The 21,492-nt window shown below is 45.1% G+C and carries 18 protein-coding genes; 12 read left to right on the forward strand and 6 right to left on the reverse strand.

From position 1 onward, the window contains the following. Positions 1 to 2: 2 nt before the first annotated feature. The 5 genes from KJY73_RS14695 to KJY73_RS14715 form a co-directional block, all read right to left on the reverse strand. On the reverse strand, positions 3 to 956 hold the full coding sequence (locus KJY73_RS14695; RefSeq protein WP_214344455.1) for a Gfo/Idh/MocA family protein: 954 nt from the start codon (positions 954 to 956) through the stop codon (positions 3 to 5). A gap of 207 nt (positions 957 to 1,163) precedes the next feature. Further along, on the reverse strand, positions 1,164 to 2,315 hold the full coding sequence (locus KJY73_RS14700; protein ID WP_214344456.1) for a glycosyltransferase: 1,152 nt from the start codon (positions 2,313 to 2,315) through the stop codon (positions 1,164 to 1,166). Between the two features lie 2 nt (positions 2,316 to 2,317). Then, the gene (locus KJY73_RS14705) at positions 2,318 to 3,814 is read right to left on the reverse strand and encodes a lipopolysaccharide biosynthesis protein (RefSeq protein ID WP_214344457.1); all 1,497 of its coding nucleotides are present in this window, start codon (positions 3,812 to 3,814) and stop codon (positions 2,318 to 2,320) included. A 31-nt stretch (positions 3,815 to 3,845) separates the two neighbouring features. Continuing rightward, entirely contained in the window at positions 3,846 to 5,840 is a 1,995-nt protein-coding gene (locus KJY73_RS14710) for an acyltransferase family protein (protein WP_214344458.1), read from the reverse strand. A 113-nt stretch (positions 5,841 to 5,953) separates the two neighbouring features. Beyond that, the gene (locus tag KJY73_RS14715; protein WP_232848611.1) at positions 5,954 to 6,988 is read right to left on the reverse strand and encodes a FemAB family XrtA/PEP-CTERM system-associated protein; all 1,035 of its coding nucleotides are present in this window, start codon (positions 6,986 to 6,988) and stop codon (positions 5,954 to 5,956) included. 232 nt (positions 6,989 to 7,220) lie between these two features. Between KJY73_RS14715 and KJY73_RS14720 the strand changes: the two genes are divergently transcribed. From KJY73_RS14720 to KJY73_RS14775, 12 genes are all read left to right on the forward strand, one after another. Continuing rightward, a complete protein-coding gene (locus KJY73_RS14720; RefSeq protein ID WP_214344459.1) occupies positions 7,221 to 8,468 on the forward strand; it encodes a glycosyltransferase in 1,248 nt (415 codons plus the stop codon). Between the two features lie 353 nt (positions 8,469 to 8,821). Beyond that, positions 8,822 to 10,570, forward strand: a complete 1,749-nt coding sequence (locus KJY73_RS14725; protein WP_232848612.1) for an asparagine synthetase B family protein — start codon at positions 8,822 to 8,824, stop codon at positions 10,568 to 10,570. Next, positions 10,567 to 11,526: a polysaccharide deacetylase family protein gene (locus KJY73_RS14730; RefSeq protein ID WP_214344460.1), complete on the forward strand. Its 960-nt coding sequence runs from the start codon at positions 10,567 to 10,569 to the stop codon at positions 11,524 to 11,526. Before KJY73_RS14725 ends, KJY73_RS14730 begins: the two co-directional genes overlap by 4 nt. A 3-nt stretch (positions 11,527 to 11,529) precedes the next feature. Then, positions 11,530 to 12,705, forward strand: coding sequence for a DegT/DnrJ/EryC1/StrS family aminotransferase (locus KJY73_RS14735; protein ID WP_214344461.1), 1,176 nt, complete (start codon positions 11,530 to 11,532; stop codon positions 12,703 to 12,705). A gap of 33 nt (positions 12,706 to 12,738) precedes the next feature. Next, complete coding sequence (locus KJY73_RS14740) at positions 12,739 to 13,785, forward strand: GNAT family N-acetyltransferase (RefSeq protein ID WP_214344462.1); 1,047 nt, start codon at positions 12,739 to 12,741, stop codon at positions 13,783 to 13,785. A gap of 44 nt (positions 13,786 to 13,829) precedes the next feature. Beyond that, positions 13,830 to 15,104, forward strand: coding sequence for a glycosyltransferase (locus tag KJY73_RS14745; protein ID WP_214344463.1), 1,275 nt, complete (start codon positions 13,830 to 13,832; stop codon positions 15,102 to 15,104). Positions 15,105 to 15,143: 39 nt separating this feature from the next. Continuing rightward, positions 15,144 to 16,214, forward strand: coding sequence for a GNAT family N-acetyltransferase (locus KJY73_RS14750; RefSeq protein WP_214344464.1), 1,071 nt, complete (start codon positions 15,144 to 15,146; stop codon positions 16,212 to 16,214). A 4-nt stretch (positions 16,215 to 16,218) separates the two neighbouring features. Continuing rightward, positions 16,219 to 16,911: a tetratricopeptide repeat protein gene (locus KJY73_RS14755; RefSeq protein ID WP_214344465.1), complete on the forward strand. Its 693-nt coding sequence runs from the start codon at positions 16,219 to 16,221 to the stop codon at positions 16,909 to 16,911. A gap of 27 nt (positions 16,912 to 16,938) precedes the next feature. Beyond that, positions 16,939 to 17,901 (forward strand): right-handed parallel beta-helix repeat-containing protein, encoded by a 963-nt coding sequence (locus KJY73_RS14760; RefSeq protein WP_214344466.1) that lies wholly within the window; start codon positions 16,939 to 16,941, stop codon positions 17,899 to 17,901. Positions 17,902 to 17,943: 42 nt separating this feature from the next. Next, positions 17,944 to 18,792, forward strand: a complete 849-nt coding sequence (locus KJY73_RS14765; protein ID WP_214344467.1) for a glycosyltransferase family 2 protein — start codon at positions 17,944 to 17,946, stop codon at positions 18,790 to 18,792. A 54-nt stretch (positions 18,793 to 18,846) separates the two neighbouring features. After that, entirely contained in the window at positions 18,847 to 19,632 is a 786-nt protein-coding gene (locus tag KJY73_RS14770) for an alpha/beta hydrolase family protein (RefSeq protein WP_214344468.1), read from the forward strand. Beyond that, positions 19,625 to 20,464: a hydrolase 1, exosortase A system-associated gene (locus KJY73_RS14775; RefSeq protein ID WP_214344469.1), complete on the forward strand. Its 840-nt coding sequence runs from the start codon at positions 19,625 to 19,627 to the stop codon at positions 20,462 to 20,464. Before KJY73_RS14770 ends, KJY73_RS14775 begins: the two co-directional genes overlap by 8 nt. Positions 20,465 to 20,473: 9 nt before the next feature. Here the strand turns inward: KJY73_RS14775 and KJY73_RS14780 are convergent, their stop codons facing one another. Next, positions 20,474 to 21,490, reverse strand: a complete 1,017-nt coding sequence (locus KJY73_RS14780; RefSeq protein WP_214344470.1) for an acyltransferase family protein — start codon at positions 21,488 to 21,490, stop codon at positions 20,474 to 20,476. Positions 21,491 to 21,492 lie beyond the last annotated feature (2 nt).

A 21,492-nucleotide genomic window follows, 5' to 3' on the forward strand; every position in this document is an offset into this window, starting at 1 on the left:
ACTTATTTCTCAATGTTGCGCAAAAAGGGATGGTAGTTACCTACTAATCCTAAAGGTTTGGCGTCACGTATAGTTGATACTGTTTCAATGGCGACGCGGTTTTCCTCCAGACCAAAACCTCTGCCTGCTAGTATTTCCTGATAGCTGACAGTGTGCAGATCGGTAAAACCACCTGAAAACTCAATTTCCTGATCACCAGCACGAATGGCTCGGTAAGTGCGCTGACCTTGTGACCGCACTTGCTCGGGGATGTGATTGACATCTACAGACAAAAACCAGCTTACCCTGGCTTTTTCATACTCGAGATAACCGGATGCGCAGGTTGGGGAATGATAATGCACCTGATTTTGCTGCAATGCGCCGAACACAAAATGCAACATGTCATAAAAATGCACGCCAATATTGGTCGCTATTCCGCCAGACTTGGTTTCATCACCTTTCCAGGAATTAAGATACCAGTTACCCCGAGAGGTTATGTAGGTGAGTTCAACATCAAACTTGTGCTGACTGTCGGCTTGCGCCACTTTTTGTTTAAGTTCGATGATGGCTGGATGTAGACGCAATTGCAGAATGGTATTAATTCGTTTACCGGTGTCTTTTTCTATATCCATTAGTCCATCGATGTTCCATGGATTTAACACCAGAGGTTTTTCACAGATAGCATCGGCGCCAGAACGAAGGGCAAAACGCATATGTGAATCATGCAGGTAATTGGGAGAGCAAATACTGACATAATCTACTTTTTGAGCGTGATTGGCTCTGCGGAGTTTATCCACATGGCGATCAAAACGTTCAAACTCAGTAAAAAAACTGGCTTCAGGGAAATAGCTGTCGATGATACCTACGGAGTCATTCTTATCCAGCGCAGCCACCAAATTATTCTGTGTATCCCTAATCGCTTTCATATGACGAGGGGCGATATAGCCGGCAGCACCGATCAATGCAAAGTTTTTCATGGTCAACTATTACTCCAAATTTAAACAGTCTTGGACCGAACAACATCTTTTAAATTGATATTCCATTCCGTTCGTCCCTGATTCTACCTATTTGCAAAATGAATAAATACCTCTTAGTCAGGACAATGACATAGAGATTCATTTAAGAAAACGTGTTACCTGTGCGGTACATAAAAAATACCTAAAAGTGCATACAGCATTGTGTATTCAGAACATGAGCAAGTGGCCAATCTGCTCGACTCTGCTATTCCAGTCCTGTCGCTGTGCATAACTGAAGCCCGTATCGAGCTTCTGGTATTGTCCTGCCAGAATTTCCTGAATGGCTGCTACCCATTCTGCCGGTGTTTGCGCGACACTAAGCAACCTCGATAAACCAGGAACAGAGGGGAGTGGACAACTGACCACAGGACGTTTGGTTGCCAGATATTCGTTCAGCTTTAAAGGATAGGCATGTCGAGCCCATAAGGTCGGTGAGGTGTCATAACACATCAAAAGACAGTCCATTTGTTGTGCAATGCCCGGCAATGCCTGGTGAGAAACGGGACCGTGCAATATGACGTTGTGACGTTGCTTTAGTTGTTCAAAATCTCGTTGCTTATCGCCCATAACGCCGACGGGGCCGACTAGATGGATAAACGCATTGGGAAGCTGACGACTAATTTCCAACAGCAAGGGGATGTCGACCTTTACATTTATGCTGCCCAGATAGGCGATATTCTGGCCTTCGTTGAGTTTAATGGATGAGTTCGACGGTTGTGAAAATGATTCGAAGTCAACGCCGTTGTGCACTGTTTCAACGTTGTCTCTGCCGTATCGTTTGGCCAGCTCTTCGCTGACACCTTGAGATGGGGTGATAACTAAATCGGCTTCAGCCATCAGCCGCGCTTCTTGCTGTGCCATCTCCGGACTAAAAGTGCCTTGTTTAGCGAAGTCGTCATAGGGGTGGTAAACCAGCTTGTCAAAGGTAATATGGTCCAGGTAGGGGGCAAACATCGGGTGAAATACATAGAGCAGCCTGGGTTTATTACTGAGGTTTTTTTGTAAACGCTCAGCATGCTGCGCAAGAACGAGTCTTTCCAGTCTTGGTAACCGTGGCGTTCTTATCATCCATCCTGGGGGAGTATCTACCCACACATTGTCCATTTTCTCAAATTTACCGGTAGGAAGATGAAACAGGTCGCCTGGGAGACGTCGTTGCCAGCTAAAAGGTAATCCGGATGAGTAAACAACCTTGGTATAACCGCCAATTCTGCTCATCAACTGTTGTCGATTCATCCATTGCGATGTCCATATATTCGGTGCGATAGCAATGATATCAAAGTGGCTGAAAGAGCGTGCGGCCTGTTCAGATATTAGCATGTTCAACTCGCTGTTCTCGTCCTGATTGAATGGGATAATTTGTCGACAAGGTATTTCTCCGGTCCAGGAGGTCTTCCTTGAATGGTCCACAGCAGAAAATGTGTTGCAATGTAGATACTTAGTCCAGCGGCGGTTAGTTGCATCAGGTCCCAAAGCGTTGGCAAAAAGCTGGGTGTTTCGGTTGGGACGATTAAGGAACTGAAAAAGATCAAGCTGCTACCTGCGTACATGACCATTGCACTAACTAATGGTCGTAACAACACATTTAAGTAATCCCAGAGGCTTAATTTAAGGCAACGGCAAATGGCCCAGGTAAAAAGAGGAAACATGAGTAAACTTGTAATCAATACGGCGTAGGCAGCCCCCATATACCCCGAGGAACCGATAAATAGCACCATCAGCGAGAGTAAAATAGTCACTCTCAAAGCTAGAAGGCCAGTGGTATATTTAGGTTTGCCGATGGCCATAAACACATAACCCACATTGGTATTTACACAGATTAACGCGCTGGCTAAGGCTAGCAAATGCAGGATTGGAATGGTCGTCAGCCAATTTTCCCCCAATATTACCGGAACAAAATAAGGGGAGATTAATGCAAGGCCAAAACTTGAAGGGATACCAACCATTGCGATGGATGACAGAACACTAAGATAGAGTGCTCTTAATTCTGCTCGGTCATGAGCTACTCTCGCGTATCCGGGGAAGGTGGCTCTATTAACCGAAGCGACAAATTCCGTGCTGGGTAAGTTTGCAAACTCATCACCAATACTGTAATGACCTACATATTGCACGCCAGCCATCTTACCTATGATCAAATCTTTGGATTTCATATTTAGGTAGGTCAACACATTGTTTAATAACAGCCAGCTACTAAAAGAATAGAGTTCTTTGCATTTGCTAAGACAAAAAGTGGGTCGATAAGTGCTCATTGTATAGGACAGCAGCAATCGAATCACAGTGTTAAACAGCATACCGAGTGCCAGGGCCCAATAATTTCTGAGCAAATAGGCGGCAATCAGGGTAAATGTTACTGCTAGTAGTTTGACCAGGAACTCGAAATGAAACTCTCTTTTGAAATTGAGCTCTTTTCTGAAGTTTACTGTGCCGATATTGCATAAACCATTAATGACAAACATGCCGGATAAGCAATAAGCCAGATGCTCTACACGAACGTCCTGATAGAAATCAGCAAGAGGTGATGCTGCAAATAGCATCATAAGGCAAGCCAAAAAACCGAAAATTATCTTCAAGGTCCACGACGTATTGTAATGTTCTTCGGTTGCTTGTTGATTTTGAATTAGTACAACGTCAAAACCAAATGCATTGATCAGTTCAAGCAACGCATAAACAGACATAACTAGTGCTATCAAACCGAAGTCTTCTGGTAGCAGCAGCCTGGCCAATATAATAGTACTGACCATACCCATAGATTTTACAGCTAGTCTCAGGGCAATCATCAACATGGCCCCAGACAACACCTTGCTGTGTGTCGTTGTCATTAAATCCTATTCCAAACGTAAAAATGGCTGGCTACTCAGCTTTGGATACTGCACCAATTACTGACGGAGTGGTTAATTCCGTTTGTTTAATCTTTCTGGCAATTAACGAAGCTGCATACAGACTTGGATGATTATCATCAAAATACAACACATTACCATTCATTGCTGCAGAGCAGTATATGGCGTCACAGAAAATTTCACTGGGGTCGATAGCGATTAATCGTTCGGAGAATGGAAGACTATTCATTTTCTCTAAAAGTATGACATTTTTATGTTGATGTTCCTCAAGGGTTAATGCTTTGTCTAATTCTATTGAGAATTCATCTGACCAAATCGATCTAGGGGTTATCAACTTATTAATATGGTGCGGCAGTTCTGGTATTGGATAGGTCAAGTAAAGTGTTTTACCAGCCTTCAATAACCGGGTAATGATAGCTGTCAAGCCCTGCCAATGCAGCTCCCCAATTTTAGTCTCCGGCAGATGCTGGTATGCCCGTGGAATAAAGTACTTTGGGGACTGCCATCCTTGATGACTTTTGAATCCATACCAATAGGCACTGTAACGATACGTCAAAACAACATGGGTAATCTCGGTTGAATGTTCGAGCAAATAGACAGCCTCATTTGTCCATGCTTGGCACCCCTGGGATGTTACTTCCTGAGCAAGGGTTGGCGGGCAGGAGCTGAATGTTAGGTGTAGCAGACCTTGATGCTGTTTGGCCAAGATCTCCCCTAATGCATAAGCCAGTTCAACACCATGACTGTCACCTAACACGGCCCACTTCACTGGTTTACTAAAGTAACGGCAGGCATCTTGGGGTCTGAGGTATTTGCTAGAGTCTGTGTGACATTCATTTCGTTTGGGGCTGTGTTGAATCGTGTTTGCCAAGTTAGGTAGCAAGAAGCGTTGCGGTAGACCATCCATGGTTACTACAACTAATGCCGAGATGCCTATCAGGGCGGCACCAACAGCAGAGAACTTAAAAATTCGTTGCTTTGATACTTTTTGTTTATCTCTGAATGGCGCCTCTACATATCGCCAGCTTAGATAAGCCAGTAAAACACTCAGTAGTATCAGCAAAATGTATGTCTCTTGGGATGGGATTTGTAGCGATTTAATCCGAGCAATTGCAAATAGCGGGTTGTGCCAAAGATAAAGTGAGTAAGAGATGAGGCCAACACCTACCATTAATGGGTGACAAAGTAGCTTACCTATAAATGTGCAGGGGGTACAAAATAACAGTAGTATGAGGGTAGCAGATACTGGCAAGACGGCAGGTAAACTCGGCCAGGGAAGGTTACTGTCATAAAAAATTATACACCCGAACAATACCAATAATGCCAATAGACTCATCAATTCCTGCTGCCAACGCCGAAAGCGCTCAGCTGTTATCCCACTCAAGGCAACAAGTGCTCCGGCCAATAACTCCCAGCTCCGGCCGAATGGTAAGTAAAAGTTTGCGTCTTTCTGCCCAATGATTCCCAAATAAATGGAATAAACCAAAGATAATAGAATTAGAGCAATAATTATCCCCATGCGTTGAGTTCGGCTGTACTTCCAAATCAATGCTAGGAGTAGGGGAAACACGACGTAGAACTGTTCCTCTACCGCTAAACTCCAGGTGTGCAATAGCAGCAGCTCTTCCGAACTCGGAGCAAAGTACCCGGATTCCAAATAGAAATAGAGATTCGATACAAAGCCAAGAACGGCCAGGCTGCTTTGAGCTAAATTTGCAAAAGCATCTGCGTCAATTAATGAATAGGCGAGAAAACCACTGACCAGAAGCATAAAAAATAAGGCTGGCAGAATACGTCTGGCGCGTCTTTCATAAAACGTCAGGATGGAAAATTTATTTTGCTGTAAATCCGCCTGAATAATCGAAGAGATCAGATAGCCGCTGAGCACAAAAAAAATATCTACACCAATGAATCCGCCCTGAAATCCATCAAAGCCAGCGTGGAAAAACAACACAGGAATTACGGCAATTGCGCGAAGACCGTCGATTTCTCGTCTGTAAGATGTCATTCGAAGTGTTCCGCATTTTATTTAACGGTTACTTCGATACATCCGATGCTGTACTAGGACTTTGTGCTGCTTATGACAAGGGCCACTTATGCGTAATACTTGATCTCGGAAGCTTAAAGGTTGATATAACGCCTAAGCATAGGACCAATTGCTTTTGTCACACCAAGGGGCATATGCCGCCAGGTTTTTTCCGCCAACAGCCTGGCGGATGATGAGGTGCTGAGTTTATCTTCGTGCAGCTGTTTATAAGCAAACCACTCTAACGCATGTGGAGTCGCCCCCCATTGCGCTTTGAACTTATAGGTACCTTCGTTAGGCGTCGAACGACCGAAGTCAAATTCCTTGCGACCTGAATCAGCTATCCGGGCCAGCAACGACCAGTATAGCATCATGTTTGGCGCAAGCCGGTTGTATTCCTGTAAAGTGGAAGCCCAAGGAATTGATGCGCGGTCTTTAGTCATCAACACAATTCCACCACCAACAGGTTTATTCTCATAGTAGACTACCGACATCAGAATGCTATCTCCATAGCATTTTGCCAGTTGCTCAAACAGAGAAAAACCATGCACAGGTGAGCCTAAGTCTCGCATGTTGGCAACAAATACCTGATAAAAATCTTTCAGTAGTGTGTCATTTCGTCCTAGTTGACAGGTCAGGCCATTTTTTTCGGCCTTGCGAATCTGGCTGCGCAGTTTGGACTTAAATGATGCCATTAAAGTCTCTGCATCTCCTGGCAAGGTAAGTAACATTCTCACTTTGGCCTGTGCTGATAGTTCCTCTTCTGGAACGAGCTTTCCAGCTAAGCGCAAACTGAATAATTCTGGCTGTTCCGTACAAAGCGACTCGGCGGCAAAATCAATAAGCTGTTGTGCAGTTTGGTTATCGTTTGCCAGAGGCCCACCAACATCGCAGAAAGGCAGAGAGCAGTATTGAGTCGACTTAAGCGGCGGCTTTATCGCAACAACAGGCAGTATACCGACTATCTTACCGTCTTGTTTCGCTGCAAAATAATAACTAGTGTGTTTGTAAGCCGAAGTGATTGCTTGTCCCCAGCCGGCATGATGGTAAGGGGTGGCATCAGGATGCTGGTCGACATAAGCCTGCCATTCACCAAGCTGTTCCTTTTTTAACTGACTAATTTCCATCATTTTCGCCTACTCATTGCACGACCAAAAAATCCGCTTAATTTGACATCAGGTGCGCACGGCTTGCAAGCTAAGCTTTAATTTGCAATTAGCCAATTACTTGCTGTAGTTTGAGAAAGCGACCAAGGTTACAGCTTGTATAGAATAGATTTGACCCCCAGCTATGGGACATGATTCGATATAAAAAGAATCGACACCCGGTGGTTTTTTGAACGCCATTACCTGATGTATAAGTGTGAGAATAAAAAAACGTCTATTGTATGTGGCTTACCACTATCCTCCCATTCAAGGTAGCAGTGGCGTGCATCGCACCTTGGCTTTCACGCGCTATCTTTCTGAACAGGGATGGGCAGTGACGTTGCTCACAACCAGTCTGTCAGCCTACGCTGATTGGCATCCTCAGCAGGCAGACTACATACCCAAGGGAGTAAGGGTTTTACGCGCTTGGGCCTGGGATGCGGTCAGACAATTGTCTTTCAGAGGTAAATACCTGAGTTGGATGGCATTGCCTGATCGTTGGCAGAGTTGGATCCCCTTTGCAGTCATACGTGGCTGGTGGGCCATCAGGCGTGAGCGCATCCCCGTCGTGATATCGACTTATCCTATTGCCTCTGCGCACATTATTGGTTATTTACTGCACAAGCTTACCGGCGCAGCGTGGATAGCGGATCTACGCGACCCAATGGCTCAGGACTGCTTTCCAAAAGATGCACGTTTGAAACGTGTTTTCTATTGGATCGAAAGTAAAATGGTGAAGCATTGTCAGCGCATATTAGTAACTACTCATGGCACGTTAGAGCTATATCGAGAGCGATATCCTGAGAAGCCTGATTCATTTTGGCAGCTGATACCAAATGGCTATGATGAGGTGCTAATTGATCCATTGATGGCAGATAGTGCCGAAACCCAAGCTGTCAATTCTACCTTTACCCTCTTGCATAGCGGCACAATAAATACCTATGACCGTCACCCAGGCCATTTGTTTGACGCTATTGCTCAATTACAGACCGAAAAAAATCCTGCTATTACCCGCTTGAAAGTCGTTCTAAGGGGGACGGGCATGGATTCCTACTGGCAAGAGCAAATCAGGCAATTGAAAATTACAAATATAGTTGAAGTGCAACCACTTTTGCCGGTTAAACAGGCGCTTTTGGAAATGAAACAGGCCAGTGCGCTACTAATACTGCAGGACGTTAGCTGTAATTACCAGATTCCCGCTAAGACCTATGAATATATCAGATTGAAAAGGCCCATACTCGCGCTTACAGATGAAAAAGGGGATACCGCGACACTGCTTAATTTAGTCGGTGGAAGTGTTGTTGTTCCGCTTACCGACACATCAGCTATAAAGCAGGCGCTGCTGGCTTTGTTGTCGCCGAATTGTGTATTTCGCTTTCTTTCAGATGATGAGCTGAAACAATACTCCAGAGGTCATCAAGGTGAAACCTTATCAGCTCTGTTAACGCGAGTGGTAAGTGAGTAATACCTCGCAGGGGATTTGGAGTTTGTACTTCTTCGTTTGTAGTGGGGAAGCCGTCTTTTATTCGGTTTTTACTCTCAGCGGATACCTTGTTTAAAAATAAATACCTAGATATATGCCAGGAAATTTCGAATAAGGTTCTATTCGCCTTAAAGTATCGGTATATTCCGCATAGGTAAATGCATAAATTTATTGGAAAAACCACAAGCATTGTGTACCAGTAGGTTTTACAATCAAAACTCGATGAAATTTCCGAATGCTGGAGCTCATAACCGCCAGAGGTTTGTCATCAGTTAGTAAAAACACCGGTTCAATATACATGTGGTTAGAAGCAGATTTGTTGGGACATGGATTTAATGTGGTCGTTTGAATTAAAGCAGAAAAACGTTGGTGAATCAGGACAGTCGTATCACTGGACAGACGGTCTTAATTCTACACTGAGTTTCACTTCTCACCGAGACATGCATGTCTGGCAGTCTGAAAAACTCCATATTGGAGTGCTTGGCAGAATTCGCCCTTATGGGCAGCCTTATCCGAATCAATCTGACCTGGAATGGCTCGAAAACCTATGGCTCGAAGAGCCTGACCCCGCTGCTTTTTACCCCAAGATAAGTGGTTTTTTTATTTTATTGCTTGGCTGTCGTCGTAGCGGTCAGATGACAATGGTCAATGACCATGTCGGTGCCTTACCTTTGTATTGGCGGCATCAAGCTGGGACTACCCTGGCGGGCACTCGATTAGCCTACGTGACGGGCGATGACGCCTCGGTTTCGCCGCAATCTGTTTACAACTATTTCTACTATCACTGCATTCCTGGCCCTTATACCTTGTATGCCAATGTGCAGAAATTGTTGCCTGGGAGCGGGATATCGCTGAGTGAGCAGAGCGTTAAGCCCTTGGCGTTGTATATACCCCGTTATGACGTGGATACTGATATTCAAGCTTTGCAACGAGAGTGTTTCAACCTCGTAGAGAAGGCTGTGGCCTGGAATGCGGGGCCAGAGTGCGGCGCTTTTTTAAGTGGTGGTTTGGACAGTTCAACCGTGGCAGGAATGTTGGCCAAGCAGCAAACACCGGCAAAAACCTTTTCTATCGGTTTTCACGCTAAGGGTTACGATGAAACACCTTATGCTGAGATTACTGCCAAACACTTTACCACTGAGCACCTGACTCACTATTTAGAGCCGGGTGAGATTACCGAGCATTTTATTGAGGTTGCAGCGGCATTCGACCAGCCTTTCGGAAACTCTTCAGCGCTTGCCGCGTATATTTGTGCCAAATTCGCTAAGCAACATGGTGTTTCAGTCCTACTGGCGGGAGATGGTGGCGATGAATTGTTTGGAGGCAATGAACGCTATGCAAAGCAAAAAATATTTGAGGTTTACCACAATCTGCCAGGATGGCTACGTGGTACTGCTGATGCACTTTTTTATGATTCACCGCTTGGACAATTACCCGTTGGAAAGAAAGTTCGTAGCTACATACAACAAGCCCGGGTGCCCATGCCGCACCGATTGCATACATACAATTTCTTAAAGCGCATGGATCCTGCCAGCATGTTTACTGACAATGTGTGGCAGGCTGTTGATCCTAATGTGCCAGGGGAAATGTACCAGCAACGTTATGACGCTTGCCCAGCCGCAGATATGCTGGAACGAATGCTTTACTTGGACTGGAAATTTACCCTGGCAGACAACGACCTGGTGAAAGTCACACAAATGTGTGAGTTGGCTGGTGTCGAAGTACGCTTTCCTTTAATTGAGAAAGAGCTCGTCGACTTCAGTTGCCGTGTTCCAAGTAGTGAAAAACTACCGGGCAACAAGCTTCGCTATTTCTACAAGAACAGCTTCAAAGGATTTTTGGCTGATGAGACCCTAAATAAATCCAAGCATGGGTTTGGCTTACCATTTGGGGTTTGGATGAAGCAAGAACCGGCGTTGCAGGCTTTGACTAATGAGTTGCTTACTTCCTTTAAAACGCGGGGGATCATGCAACCTGAGTTTGTTGATCAAGCTATGCATATTTATCAGCAAGGCCATCAGGGTTACTATGGCGAATTAATTTGGATCATGTTGGTATTTGAAGCTTGGATGCAGAGACAATGATAGAAAACTTGCTGCATTCCATGTTGGCGTTGGGGGGACGTATACTGACCCAGGGGCGGCTGTCCATTTTAATTTATCATCAGGTTTTACCTGAATATGATGCCTTGCGACCAAATGAACCTACCGTTGCCATATTTGACTGGCAGATGGCTTTGATTCGACGTTATTTTACGCCGATTTCCCTGGCAGAGGGGGTTAGGCGACTAGCTGATAAAACCCTACCTAGCAATGCGGTTTGCGTCACTTTTGATGATGGCTATTTGAACAACCTGACCTTGGCCCAGCCGGTGTTAGAGAAACATGGGATACCAGCAACCGTTTATATTGCCACCGGCTTCAGTGAAGGGAAAAATATGTGGAATGACCGCATATTGCATTTGTTTGAACAGCGTGACCTGAAGCAGTTGAACTTACCCGGTGAAACTATTCAGATTCCTGAGCAGGATGACGCCCGCCGCGAAATTGCCTATAGCCTGTTGAGGAAGAGTAAGTATTTACCGCCAGTTCAACGTGACGCCTTTGTAGACGAGCTTTACGCGTTGAATCCTCAGGTTGTCGAAGCGCAAAGTAAAATGCTGACACCGGAGCAAGTACGCCAACTAGCAGCCCTGGGTGTTACAATTGGAGCCCACACGGTGGAGCATCCTATTCTGGCGGTGTTGGATGAACAACAGCAATTGCAGCAAATTCGGGACAGCAAGCAACGTATAGAAGCCTGGTTGAAACAGCCCGTTGAGCACTTTGCCTATCCCAACGGTGTATGGCCAAAAGATTTGACACAAGACACAATTGATATAGTCAAATCATTGGGATTTAGCAGTGCAGTGATAACAAATTGGGGGGCTGCTAAACAGGAGACGTCAGCGTTTGCATTGCCTCGTTTTACGCCCTGGGATCGCTCAAAGCTGAAATTCCATATACGGCTTCTGCTGAACATTTTGCGGCATAAGATTTAGGTTATGAGACGTAAGCCCCACCCAACGCCCACCCTTACCTCAGTGTTGCCAAGTTTTACTGGCAATGTCGTGGATGAGTTTGTCCAAAAAGGCGGTGAATTTTCCTACAAAGCCAGAACGGCGCTGTACGATGTCTTTTCGCGTATAGATAAATCTATATTTGGTCAGCGAGTGCTGATACCTGCATTTCATTGCCCTACCGTTGTTCAACCTATTTTGAAGGCGGGATTCGAAGTTGAGTACTACCGCATAAAGAAAGATCTTCAGATCGATTTTGCAGAATTGGCTGACAAACTGAATGAAAATGTTGCAGCTGTCGTGATTATTAATTTTTTCGGCTTCGAACAACCTCTTCAAGCGTTGCCAACGTTATGTGAGGCGAACAACACGTTACTTATCGAGGATTGTTCTCATTCTGTTGCAGCGATTTCTCCTGTTAGATTGTCGGGCGGCAGGGGAGATATCAGCATTTACTCTTTTTGGAAAATGCTACCGTCTGTTCAAGGAGGTGGGTGGGTGGCTCGCGTCCCTGCTACTTTGCAGAAAACAGAGAAGAAGAAGCCAGTACAACCCTTAATACAGTCACTCAGGTTGGGAAAGCAGATTGCAGAGCATATTTTTGACAATATGCTGTTGGGCCTGCGACGCATTCTGGGGCACTATCACTATCAGGATGAGGTGAGGGTTGATTTTGACGCGCCGGTCAAAACTTCTCAGGAGGTTACGTTTTATCCGGTTGATAAATTACATTACGATTTTGAAATCCCCTGGCTGAGTAAATACATGATTAAAAATGCCAGATTCAATTCGCAAGTTGCCGGGATCTTGAAGAACTATCAGGATTTATCAGATGATTTTTCCAAAGTTGAAGCATTTCACCTTCCCTATGCAGACTTAGAGCTTAATGTTGTGCCTTGGGCTGTTCCGGTGATATTGGAAAATCGCAACCAGTATGACTACAAACTGCTGGCGAATGACGTTAGCTTTTTCACCTTTGGTGAAGAACTGCATGCCTCTCTTTTCGATGGAAAAAGTGCCTCTCAGGCAGCGGTGGATGACGCCCGCTACTTATCTGGTTCAATGATCTGTTTTTCTATCCATCAAAATCTTAATTCGATTGATATTCATCACACCAAAAAAGTGGTGAATACGTTATTTAGTCAAAAAAGCTCCCTGTAGAGCTATCTGAAACTCAACTCTTTCGGTGCTAGCGTGGAATATGAATTAAACAAATTGCTGGTTTCAAATATACCGGATATCACCAGTCCTGGAGTCTGCAATACGGCAGAGTGGTTTGCTGCAGTTAAGGATGTTCACCAGTTGCCTGACGTTGTTGAAATTAATGCAGTTGACAACTCGGGGGCCGTTTGTTTTGTAGGTTTTGTTGAGAAAGAATATCGATTTTTGCCGTTTAAAACGTTACACCAAGGGTGCTGGAAATACTCAACGCGAAGCAGTGTGGCTATTAGCCTCGCTGCGCCTGCAGAGTCTATGGACCTGTTTCTGGATAATTTGCAAAGTCTGCGAGGATGGCACAAGAGTCGTTTGCTTCTGGTAGATAACTCCGTTGCGCAAAATCAGTTAGTGGCAAGCCTAAATAAAAATGGCTTGAGACACCAGATTGAACAAGTCATTCAATCTCCCTATATCTGCTTACCATCGTCACTGGATGAATATACTGCGAGGTTCGATAAGAAGTTTCGGTATACCCTAAGAAATGGTTTGAAAAAACTGTCAGAGCAGGGGGATGTGCAAGCCAGATTATATGAGACGCCGGAAAAATGTGCAGAAATGCTGGAGCACATCTACGAAATTGAGAAAAATTCCTGGAAAGAACAGGATGGCACCTCAATAACGAAAAATCCGATGCAGAAGGCCTTTTACGAAAAATTCTCAGAGGTTGCTGCGCAACAAGGTTGGCTAAAAACTTTTATCCTCTTTGTCGATGAACAACCGGTCGCGCATTGTTATGGCATGCTTTTCAATGGTGTATTCGAAAATTTAAAAATGAGCTACAAAAGCGAATTTAATGCTTATTCTCCGGGAAATCTATTGAACCTGGAGATCGTTAAATACCTGATAGCGCATAATGTGACGGTTTACGATTATATGGGAGTAGTGGAGCCATCAAAAATGAAGTGGACCAATGATATTTACTCTCAAAGCCAGGTTACTTTTTATAGAAAAAGTCTGAGCGGTAGACTGTTCTATTACTTCGATTTGTTTAAGTCGTGGTTTAAAAAAAGGTTTTCTAAATAGTGAATTGCTGTATTACGTCATAGGTCAATCTAAGGATAGTTAGCGTGTCGAAAAAAGTACTGATGATCGCATTTCACTACCCGCCATTTTCAGGAAGCAGTGGAGTGCAGAGAACGCTCAGATTTAGCCAGTATTTAGGCGAATTTGGCTGGCACCCCATGGTGTTAACGGTCAATCCAGCGGCACACGAAAATATTTCAAACGGACTTGATGTACCCGAACAGGTTGTGGTTAAACGCTCTCTGTGTCTGGATTCCGCCCGACACCTTGCATTTCGTGGGAAATACCTCAATTGCTTGGCTTGGCCGGACCGTTGGTCGAGTTGGATATTCAGTGCAGTACCTAAAGGTTTACTGCTTAATTGGCAATTCAAACCTGATGTCATCTGGTCGACCTATCCTATTGCTACCGCACACTATATCGGCTGGGCAATAAGCCGGCTAACTGGGAAACCATGGGTTGCCGATTTTCGCGATCCTATGGTGGAGTTTAATGCGGTAACTCAACATTGGGCCCCGGCGGATAGGTATGTCAGGAAATTTCGCTTATGGATCGAGAAGCAGGCCGCCAAACATGCGGCTAAGTTGGTGTTCTGCACCGATGGCGCTAAACAGATCTGTTTCGAGCGTTATCCATGGATGGACCCGTCAAAACTCTGTGTTATCGAAAATGGTTACGATGAACAAGCGTTTCAGGAAATTACCGCGCAGCAGTCTATCCCACTGCCTGAGATAGAAAAACAAAAGAAAACTTTGCTGCACAGCGGCGTCTTGTATTACAGCTCGGACCGCAATCCTCAGGGTTTTTTGCAGGCTGTAAGGGAACTGAAAGAATGCGGAAAGGTTAGCTCGGATAATCTGGAGATTATCTTCAGGGCTAGTGGTTATGACTCGGTTTATCAAGAAATGATTAATCAGTTGGGGCTAGACGATATAGTCAGATTGGCGCCGGCCATTCCATACCAACAGGCCTTAACTGAAATGGCTAATGTCGACGGATTGCTAATTTTTCAGGGGGCCACATCCAACCCGGCGGTACCCGCTAAGCTCTACGAATACCTGCGGTGCCACAAACCCATTTTAGGCTTGGTGGATGAGCAAGGTGAAACGGCAAAGTTGTTGGCATACTTTGATATGCACTGCCGGGCACCTCTTGATGATGTAGCAAAGATTCAAACGAACCTCCAGGTGTTTATGGATTCTTTAGGAGGGGCTCCTAAAGCTGAGCATTTGGTTAAAATTCAGCAGTATTCACGCCGAAGTTTGACTGCCAGACTAGCCCAGACACTGAATGAACTGGTGAAGATTAAAGATAACTAGTCGGATAACCTTAAACACTAATTTTATGGGTATGTTGTTGTGCAAAAGCTGGTAAGCAAAATAGTTGCGCTGGATGAAGTCATCGATAAGAACGGCCAGGAATGGGAAGCACTGATTGAGCGTTTTAGTTTTAATCCGTCGATGCGCCCGGGATGGATTGCTTGTTGCAGTGCTGCATTCTCCCAACCCGTAAAGGTAATGATGTTCTATAAAGACAAGCGTCTTGTTGGGGCGTTGCCCTTTTATGCTTCTGCGGGACATCATGGGCGGATCGAAGCGGCCGGAAATATGGTGTCGTATCATCAGCAACTGATTGTGGAACCGGAATTTACCCATGATGTGTTGTGTACTTTGCGAGACAATATGGCCGAAATGGATCTTAGCGTGCTGTCTTGGGTTGGGGTGACAAAGGATGCGCCATTCCTGCAAGCTCTGCAGAGCAGTAGTGCATTTGACTATATTGAAACGGCTGGCGATAGTTCTCCTTTTATGCCCCTCAAGGAGGACTGGAAAACAATTCTGAGTGCCAAGAGTCGCAAAGTTAGATACAAAATTAACCATCGTCAGAAAGAATTAGATGGACGGCCTGAACTGCAAGTTCAACGTTTTGAACAGGCGTTGCCAGAATTGCTGGAGATGATTTTATTTATTGAACAAAAAAGCTGGAAAGTAGACGCAGGTATGGACATTTCCAGTAATCAGCGAGAGTCCTCCTATTACGAAAAATTACTACCCTGGTTGGCTACTCAGGATAAATTATGGGCAAGTGTCTTGCTGTCCGAAGGGCAGCCCATCGCCTATAACCTGTGTTATCGTGACCATGGTGTAGTGGGACAGATGAAAACGTCATTTGATAATGACTTCAATGATATTTCGCCAGGCGCAATGCTGGTGGAAGATGATCTTCGTTTGTTAATAGAACAGGGTTATCAGGAGTTTGATTTTCTCGGTGATATTATGCCCCACAAGATGATTTGGTGTAATGACGTGCGGGAGCATCTATGCGTTCATTTATATCCCAAAACATTTAAGGGGCAAGTTGCATTTTTAAGCGCTAAGTTGAGAAGATGGTTTAAAACGACTTTCTTGCGAGCGAGAGGAAAAGAGTAAGAACATGAAAAAGCTGGTAGCTCTGTTGTTCCTTAATTGTTTGTCATTTCAAGTGTTCTCCTTGGGATGGTTTGGTAATACTTTAAATGGACGGCAATGTGAGGGGAACAGTCAAGGCTTTGGCCCTTATGATTACTTTGAAGTAATGGCGTCGGGCAAAGACAGTGAACTATGGAATAAAGCTCGTTTATGGGAAATAGATAGAATTCACTATGGTAAGGGTAATGGGCACGTAGCGGATAAATCGACGCTAACCGAAATCGATTACAAATTAGCAATGAAGGAATATGATTATACGCTAAGGGCCTATCCTAATCATGTTCCTGCATTGCAAGCTGTCATGGATTTGGAGAGGCGAAGAGAGCGTGAGTCGGCTATTCGTAAGGTGACTATAGTTCCTTTCAAGACTCCCCCTGAATGCTACTTTCAGCGAGCTATTCAGTTCCAACCTGGCCAGGCGCATCTCTATTTGGCCTATGCAGTTTACTTGCATAGGCAAAAGCAATATGAGTTGGCTGAGCATCATTATCGTGAAGCCTACAAGCGCGATGAAAATCCGGAAACGGCTTATAACCTGGGTTTACTGCTGTTTAATAAAGGCGACTATGATGAAGCCCGTCGTTACTATCAGCTAGCTAGGGAAAAGAAGTTTCCACTCGACGGCTTAGACCGATTATTAAAAGCGAAGGGGCACTAATTTAGTATGAGTGGCGTCAGACGATCGATGTCTAAAACAGTGTTATCTTTTTTAACACTCTGCCTGTTTGCCAGCGGTGTGCTAGCTGCACCGCAGATATTGCTGCAAGGGAGGCCGGTCGCCTCATTGGCAGATGCTTTTTCGGAGGCCAAACCTGGTGACGTGATTGAGCTTGGGGCTGGTATTTATAACCAGGCTGCCGTACTGAAAACCGATTTTGTCACTATTCGTGGTGTACCAGGAAAAACCCATTTGCAGACGGCGGCGATTGAGGGTAAAGGTCCACTTGTTATTCGGGCTTCCGACATCGTCATTGAGCATATTGAGTGTTCTGGGATCAGCGTGCCACATAAAAACGGTGCTTGTGTACGTTTTGAGGGGAAAAATCTGGAACTCAATCATGTGTATTTTCATGATTCGGAGCAAGGACTCTTGACCGGGCATGAACCTGGACTGGTAGTAATCCGTAATAGCCGTTTTGAACGTTTGGGCAAGAACGGTCAAGCCCATGGCATCTATGTGGGTGGTGGCGAACTTTATATCGTTGATTCATTTTTTCTGGCATCAAAAAGTGAAGGAATGGAAATCAAGTCTCGGGCACAGAAGACGGTGATAGAGAGAACGACTGTTGCGTCGTTGGATGGTGTAGATAGCAGGTTGCTGGATATTCCAAACGGCGGGGTGTTGATCGTCAGAGACAGCATTTTGCAACAAGGTGATCAAACGTCTAACGGCGATATGATTGGTTACGGCCTTGAAGGCTACAAGCACGAAATTAATAGTATCGAGGCCAGTGGCAATATCTTTTTAATGGAACGAAATGGTAGTAATACCTTACTGCACATTAAGAATGACCAAGTTGTTCCATACGTTGTTGGGAATTTAATTGTGGGCCGTCCTACAGCGGCGTTGCGTGAAGGGAACATGGTATTTTCGAGTCGCGAAGAAGCCGGACTACCAGCTGCGCCAGCCTTGCCTACACTTCAGTAACTGGCAAAACAATAACAACAGAAAACTAAATAAAGGAACGCCATGTCAAATTCACTCGCCAGTGATACCCCTGTTGAACTGAGTATTATTGTTCTGACCTTTAATTCTGCAAAGTGTGTGGATAAATGCCTGCAGTATGCCTTTGGAGCGATGGAAAAGGTCGGTATTCATGGTGAAGTCGTGATATTTGAAAACGGTTCTGTTGATGGGACGGTCGCTCTGCTTAACGCTGCACAATCACAATATGGAGATAAGCTTAAGGTACTGTATTCTGAGACTAATTTAGGCACTACACGTTCCAGGAATGCAGCAATTAAGGCGTCCAAAGGAAGGTTTTTACTCGTATTAGACTCCGATGCCTTTATAACTCCGGAATGCCTGCAAAGAATGCGTGACTTTCTGGATAGTCACACTGATTACGGAATGGTGGGACCGAGACTAAATTACCGTTCCGGTAATTTTCAGTTGTCTTATGATGAGTTTCCTACCTTACAGCGCAAGCTCAATCGCTATTTCTTCCTGCGTGGCATGGAACAAAGTACCGAACAACCCCAGCAGACCATTGAAGTGGATTACTTGATTTCCGCCTGCTGGTTATTACGCAAAGAGGTATTTGACATTGTTGGGCCACTTGATGAGGAAATTTTCTATGCACCAGAAGACGTGGACTATTGTCTACGGGTATGGAAAGCAGGATTCAAAATTGCTTATCTGCCTGACGTGGCTATGGTCCATGATGCTCAAGAGTTGTCTCGAGGCATTAAGTTTAACCGCTTTGTGCTAAAACATGCCTTAGGGCTGTTGTATTACTTCAAAAAGCATGGCTATTTCTGGTCATTAAGTAAAACCAAGCAACAGATCGCCGAGCAAGTTCAGTCGAGAGCGTCTTAGTACTAAACCTTTACTCAGAGTACTTATCCTTACTCCCAACTAAAGATGAGAATAATGACGATATCCGGTCATTTTGTACCCACTACAGATGGGTATCTTTTTGCTACGCAGTTTGGTCCGATGTCCAAACATGCCATATTAATTTTGCCACCCTTGTTTGAAGAAATGAATTTGTCCCGGGCGGTTATCGCCAAGCAGGCGCAGGTTCTCGCTTCGAGAGGGATGGGCTGTGTGCTGATGGATTACTATGGCACGGGGGATAGTGAGGGGGAGCTATCAGAGGGCTGCGCGCTTAGATGGCGTGAAGATGTTGTTGCCGTAGGCCAATGGATGATGGCACAAGGTATGGAAACGCTGACTTTGTGGGGGGTACGTTTTGGTGCCCTACTGCAATTAGATGGACAAACCGAATTGGTTAAGCAGCTACCCGTAACTCGTCAGTTAGTTTGGAAGCCTATAACCTCGGGTAAAACATTGGTCAATCAACTGTTGCGTTTGAAAGTAACCAATCAGGCCTTGGCTGGGAATGCTGAGAAGGTAGATTGGCGGGGGAAAATTCGCCAGGGAGAATCGGTAGAGATCGCTGGATACCTCCTGTCTGAAACCTTAGTGGCGAGCTTGGAAGCTATGCAGATCCCCATGGATGAGCCACTGTCCTCACTTTGTTGGCATGAATTGGGTAGTACCACTTTATTACCTGCGGTGGACAAATATCGTCTGGCGTGGCCAACCCATCAGTTTTTTGCGTTACCCAGCAAACCATTCTGGCAGTCTCCTGAGATCTTTGACGAACCGGACTTAAATGAAGCGGTATTGAAAGGGATTGGATGTAATGCATAACGAAAAGGCGATAAGTTTTGATGTGGGTCAGCATTGCTGTATAGGCATTGTGCATAAAGGCAAAGGAGAGTCATGCACTAGAACTGGCGTGTTGTTGATTGTTGGGGGGCCACAATACCGGGTCGGTAGCCACAGGCAATTTGTGCAACTATCCAGGGCACTTGCTGATGCTGGTATTCCATCCATGCGTTTTGATTATCGTGGTATGGGGGACAGTCAAGGGAGAAAGGAATCCTTTGAGGCAATAGATGACGATATTGCACAGGCAATTCAGGCATTCCATGCTAATGCAGATATCGATAACGTGGTAATTTGGGGGCTTTGTGATGCTGCGTCTGCGGCAATGATTTATGCCTCTAAAGATGACAGGGTTAAAGGCTTGATTCTACTTAATCCCTGGCTGGAGAACAGTGGCGCTAAGGGACAAACCATGCTGCGCCACTATTATTTGAAAAGACTTTTTAGCAAGGCATTTTGGAAAAAATTGGTAAGTGGTGGAGTTAACCTTAGCGGTAGTTTGCGAGATGCCGGAGGGCACCTTAAGGATAGTGTCAGCAAGCAGGCGGCTGAACAAGGCAGTTATCAACAACGTATGCAAAATGGCTTCAATGCTTTCGGTGGTACCACCTTGCTTGTGCTAAGTGGCGTAGACTTGACGGCCAGAGAGTTTGAGCAACAGGCGCTTGGTATAAAAGGGTGGACTGGATTTAAAAATGAGAAGGTCCAAATTCATCGTATCAGCGATGCCGACCATACTTTTTCCTGCCAGGCTTGGAAGCGTGAGGTAGAAAAACTTACAGTTAATATGGTCATGGAAATGTCCCAAGTTTAACGTTGAGTTTTACCTTTCCCCAAGCATCAGGCCCTTTAGTCTTGGGGAGAACTTTGTCATAACTTTGTGCATGAGTATTGCGATAATCAGGGAAAGAGGAGCTGCAGTTAGCCAATATAATAGATAGCTGTTTTCGCCATGCTCAGGCTTACCAAAAAGATACCAAAGAATCAGAATTACCGGGGCGTGAGACATAAAAAGGATGAAGCTGTACTTAGAATATCGTACTAGGTGGTTACCAAGCGCACTGGCAGCCAACTTCCCAAGAATGGGCCAGATGAGAAAAGGGGCAAGCATTCGAAGACCCTCTCGATTCTCAACTTTAAACAACACCAGATAGATGCAAAACCCGATAAACAGCGTAAAAAGCATCCAGGCAAATCTGTCCAATTTGCGCGGGTCAACCGCATACCAGGCTACCATAGCACCAGTTGCAAAACTGATGAGCATAGAATTACGGATTACCAGCATTCCATCCAGATTCCAGTAATATACAGCGGCGAGACAAGCGACAGTCAGAATAAAATTTACCCTCAGTAATAGCAGCAAGAGGGGGGACAGCAGACAGACCGCATATAGATCCCGTAAGAAGTTCAAGGGGTAATTGACAGGTTGCGTGTAAAGTCCAAATAGCCCGTCCAACCATGCGTCAAGGGTGAATGGATATAATTGCGCGGAAAAAGGATGGTCTGACAAATGGTACATCTGCGCAATAAAAATGGCAGCAGCCAGAGGCATGTTCCATAGCAACAGCGGTAGGAGAATGGTTTTGCTCTTTTTCTTGAGTAACAGCCTAGGCTGCTGTGCCAGTGCAAACTTGAAAACTAAGTAACCAGACACCGCGGTGAGTACAGGAACGGAAGCCCGGAAAACGCCGTATGAAAAAAATGCCCGAACATAGCTGAAAAAGTCCTGACCAACCTCGGCTAGGGGCTGATGGGGAGGTAGATGCAGAATCACAATGCCAAATATCATCACTATTCGGGCAATAGATATGCGTTGGCTGATATCCTTGTCAATCTGCATTG

Origin of the sequence: Bowmanella yangjiangensis (assembly GCF_018531185.1) — a bacterium.
GTDB lineage: Bacteria > Pseudomonadota > Gammaproteobacteria > Enterobacterales > Alteromonadaceae > Bowmanella > Bowmanella yangjiangensis.

Excerpts from the sequence above, each read along its gene's own strand:
- KJY73_RS14715 (WP_232848611.1), bottom strand. The coding sequence starts at position 6,988 with ATGATGGAAATTAGTCAGTTAAAAAAGGAACAGCTTGGTGAATGGCAG.
- KJY73_RS14780 (WP_214344470.1), bottom strand. The coding sequence starts at position 21,490 with ATGCAGATTGACAAGGATATCAGCCAACGCATATCTATTGCCCGAATA.
- KJY73_RS14755 (WP_214344465.1), top strand. The coding sequence starts at position 16,219 with ATGAAAAAGCTGGTAGCTCTGTTGTTCCTTAATTGTTTGTCATTTCAA.
- KJY73_RS14700 (WP_214344456.1), bottom strand. The coding sequence starts at position 2,315 with ATGCTAATATCTGAACAGGCCGCACGCTCTTTCAGCCACTTTGATATC.
- KJY73_RS14765 (WP_214344467.1), top strand. The coding sequence starts at position 17,944 with ATGTCAAATTCACTCGCCAGTGATACCCCTGTTGAACTGAGTATTATT.
- KJY73_RS14710 (WP_214344458.1), bottom strand. The coding sequence starts at position 5,840 with ATGACATCTTACAGACGAGAAATCGACGGTCTTCGCGCAATTGCCGTA.
- KJY73_RS14760 (WP_214344466.1), top strand. The coding sequence starts at position 16,939 with ATGTCTAAAACAGTGTTATCTTTTTTAACACTCTGCCTGTTTGCCAGC.
- KJY73_RS14705 (WP_214344457.1), bottom strand. The coding sequence starts at position 3,814 with ATGACAACGACACACAGCAAGGTGTTGTCTGGGGCCATGTTGATGATT.
- KJY73_RS14735 (WP_214344461.1), top strand. The coding sequence starts at position 11,530 with ATGAGACGTAAGCCCCACCCAACGCCCACCCTTACCTCAGTGTTGCCA.
- KJY73_RS14770 (WP_214344468.1), top strand. The coding sequence starts at position 18,847 with ATGACGATATCCGGTCATTTTGTACCCACTACAGATGGGTATCTTTTT.
- KJY73_RS14695 (WP_214344455.1), bottom strand. The coding sequence starts at position 956 with ATGAAAAACTTTGCATTGATCGGTGCTGCCGGCTATATCGCCCCTCGT.
- KJY73_RS14775 (WP_214344469.1), top strand. The coding sequence starts at position 19,625 with ATGCATAACGAAAAGGCGATAAGTTTTGATGTGGGTCAGCATTGCTGT.
- KJY73_RS14730 (WP_214344460.1), top strand. The coding sequence starts at position 10,567 with ATGATAGAAAACTTGCTGCATTCCATGTTGGCGTTGGGGGGACGTATA.
- KJY73_RS14725 (WP_232848612.1), top strand. The coding sequence starts at position 8,822 with ATGTGGTCGTTTGAATTAAAGCAGAAAAACGTTGGTGAATCAGGACAG.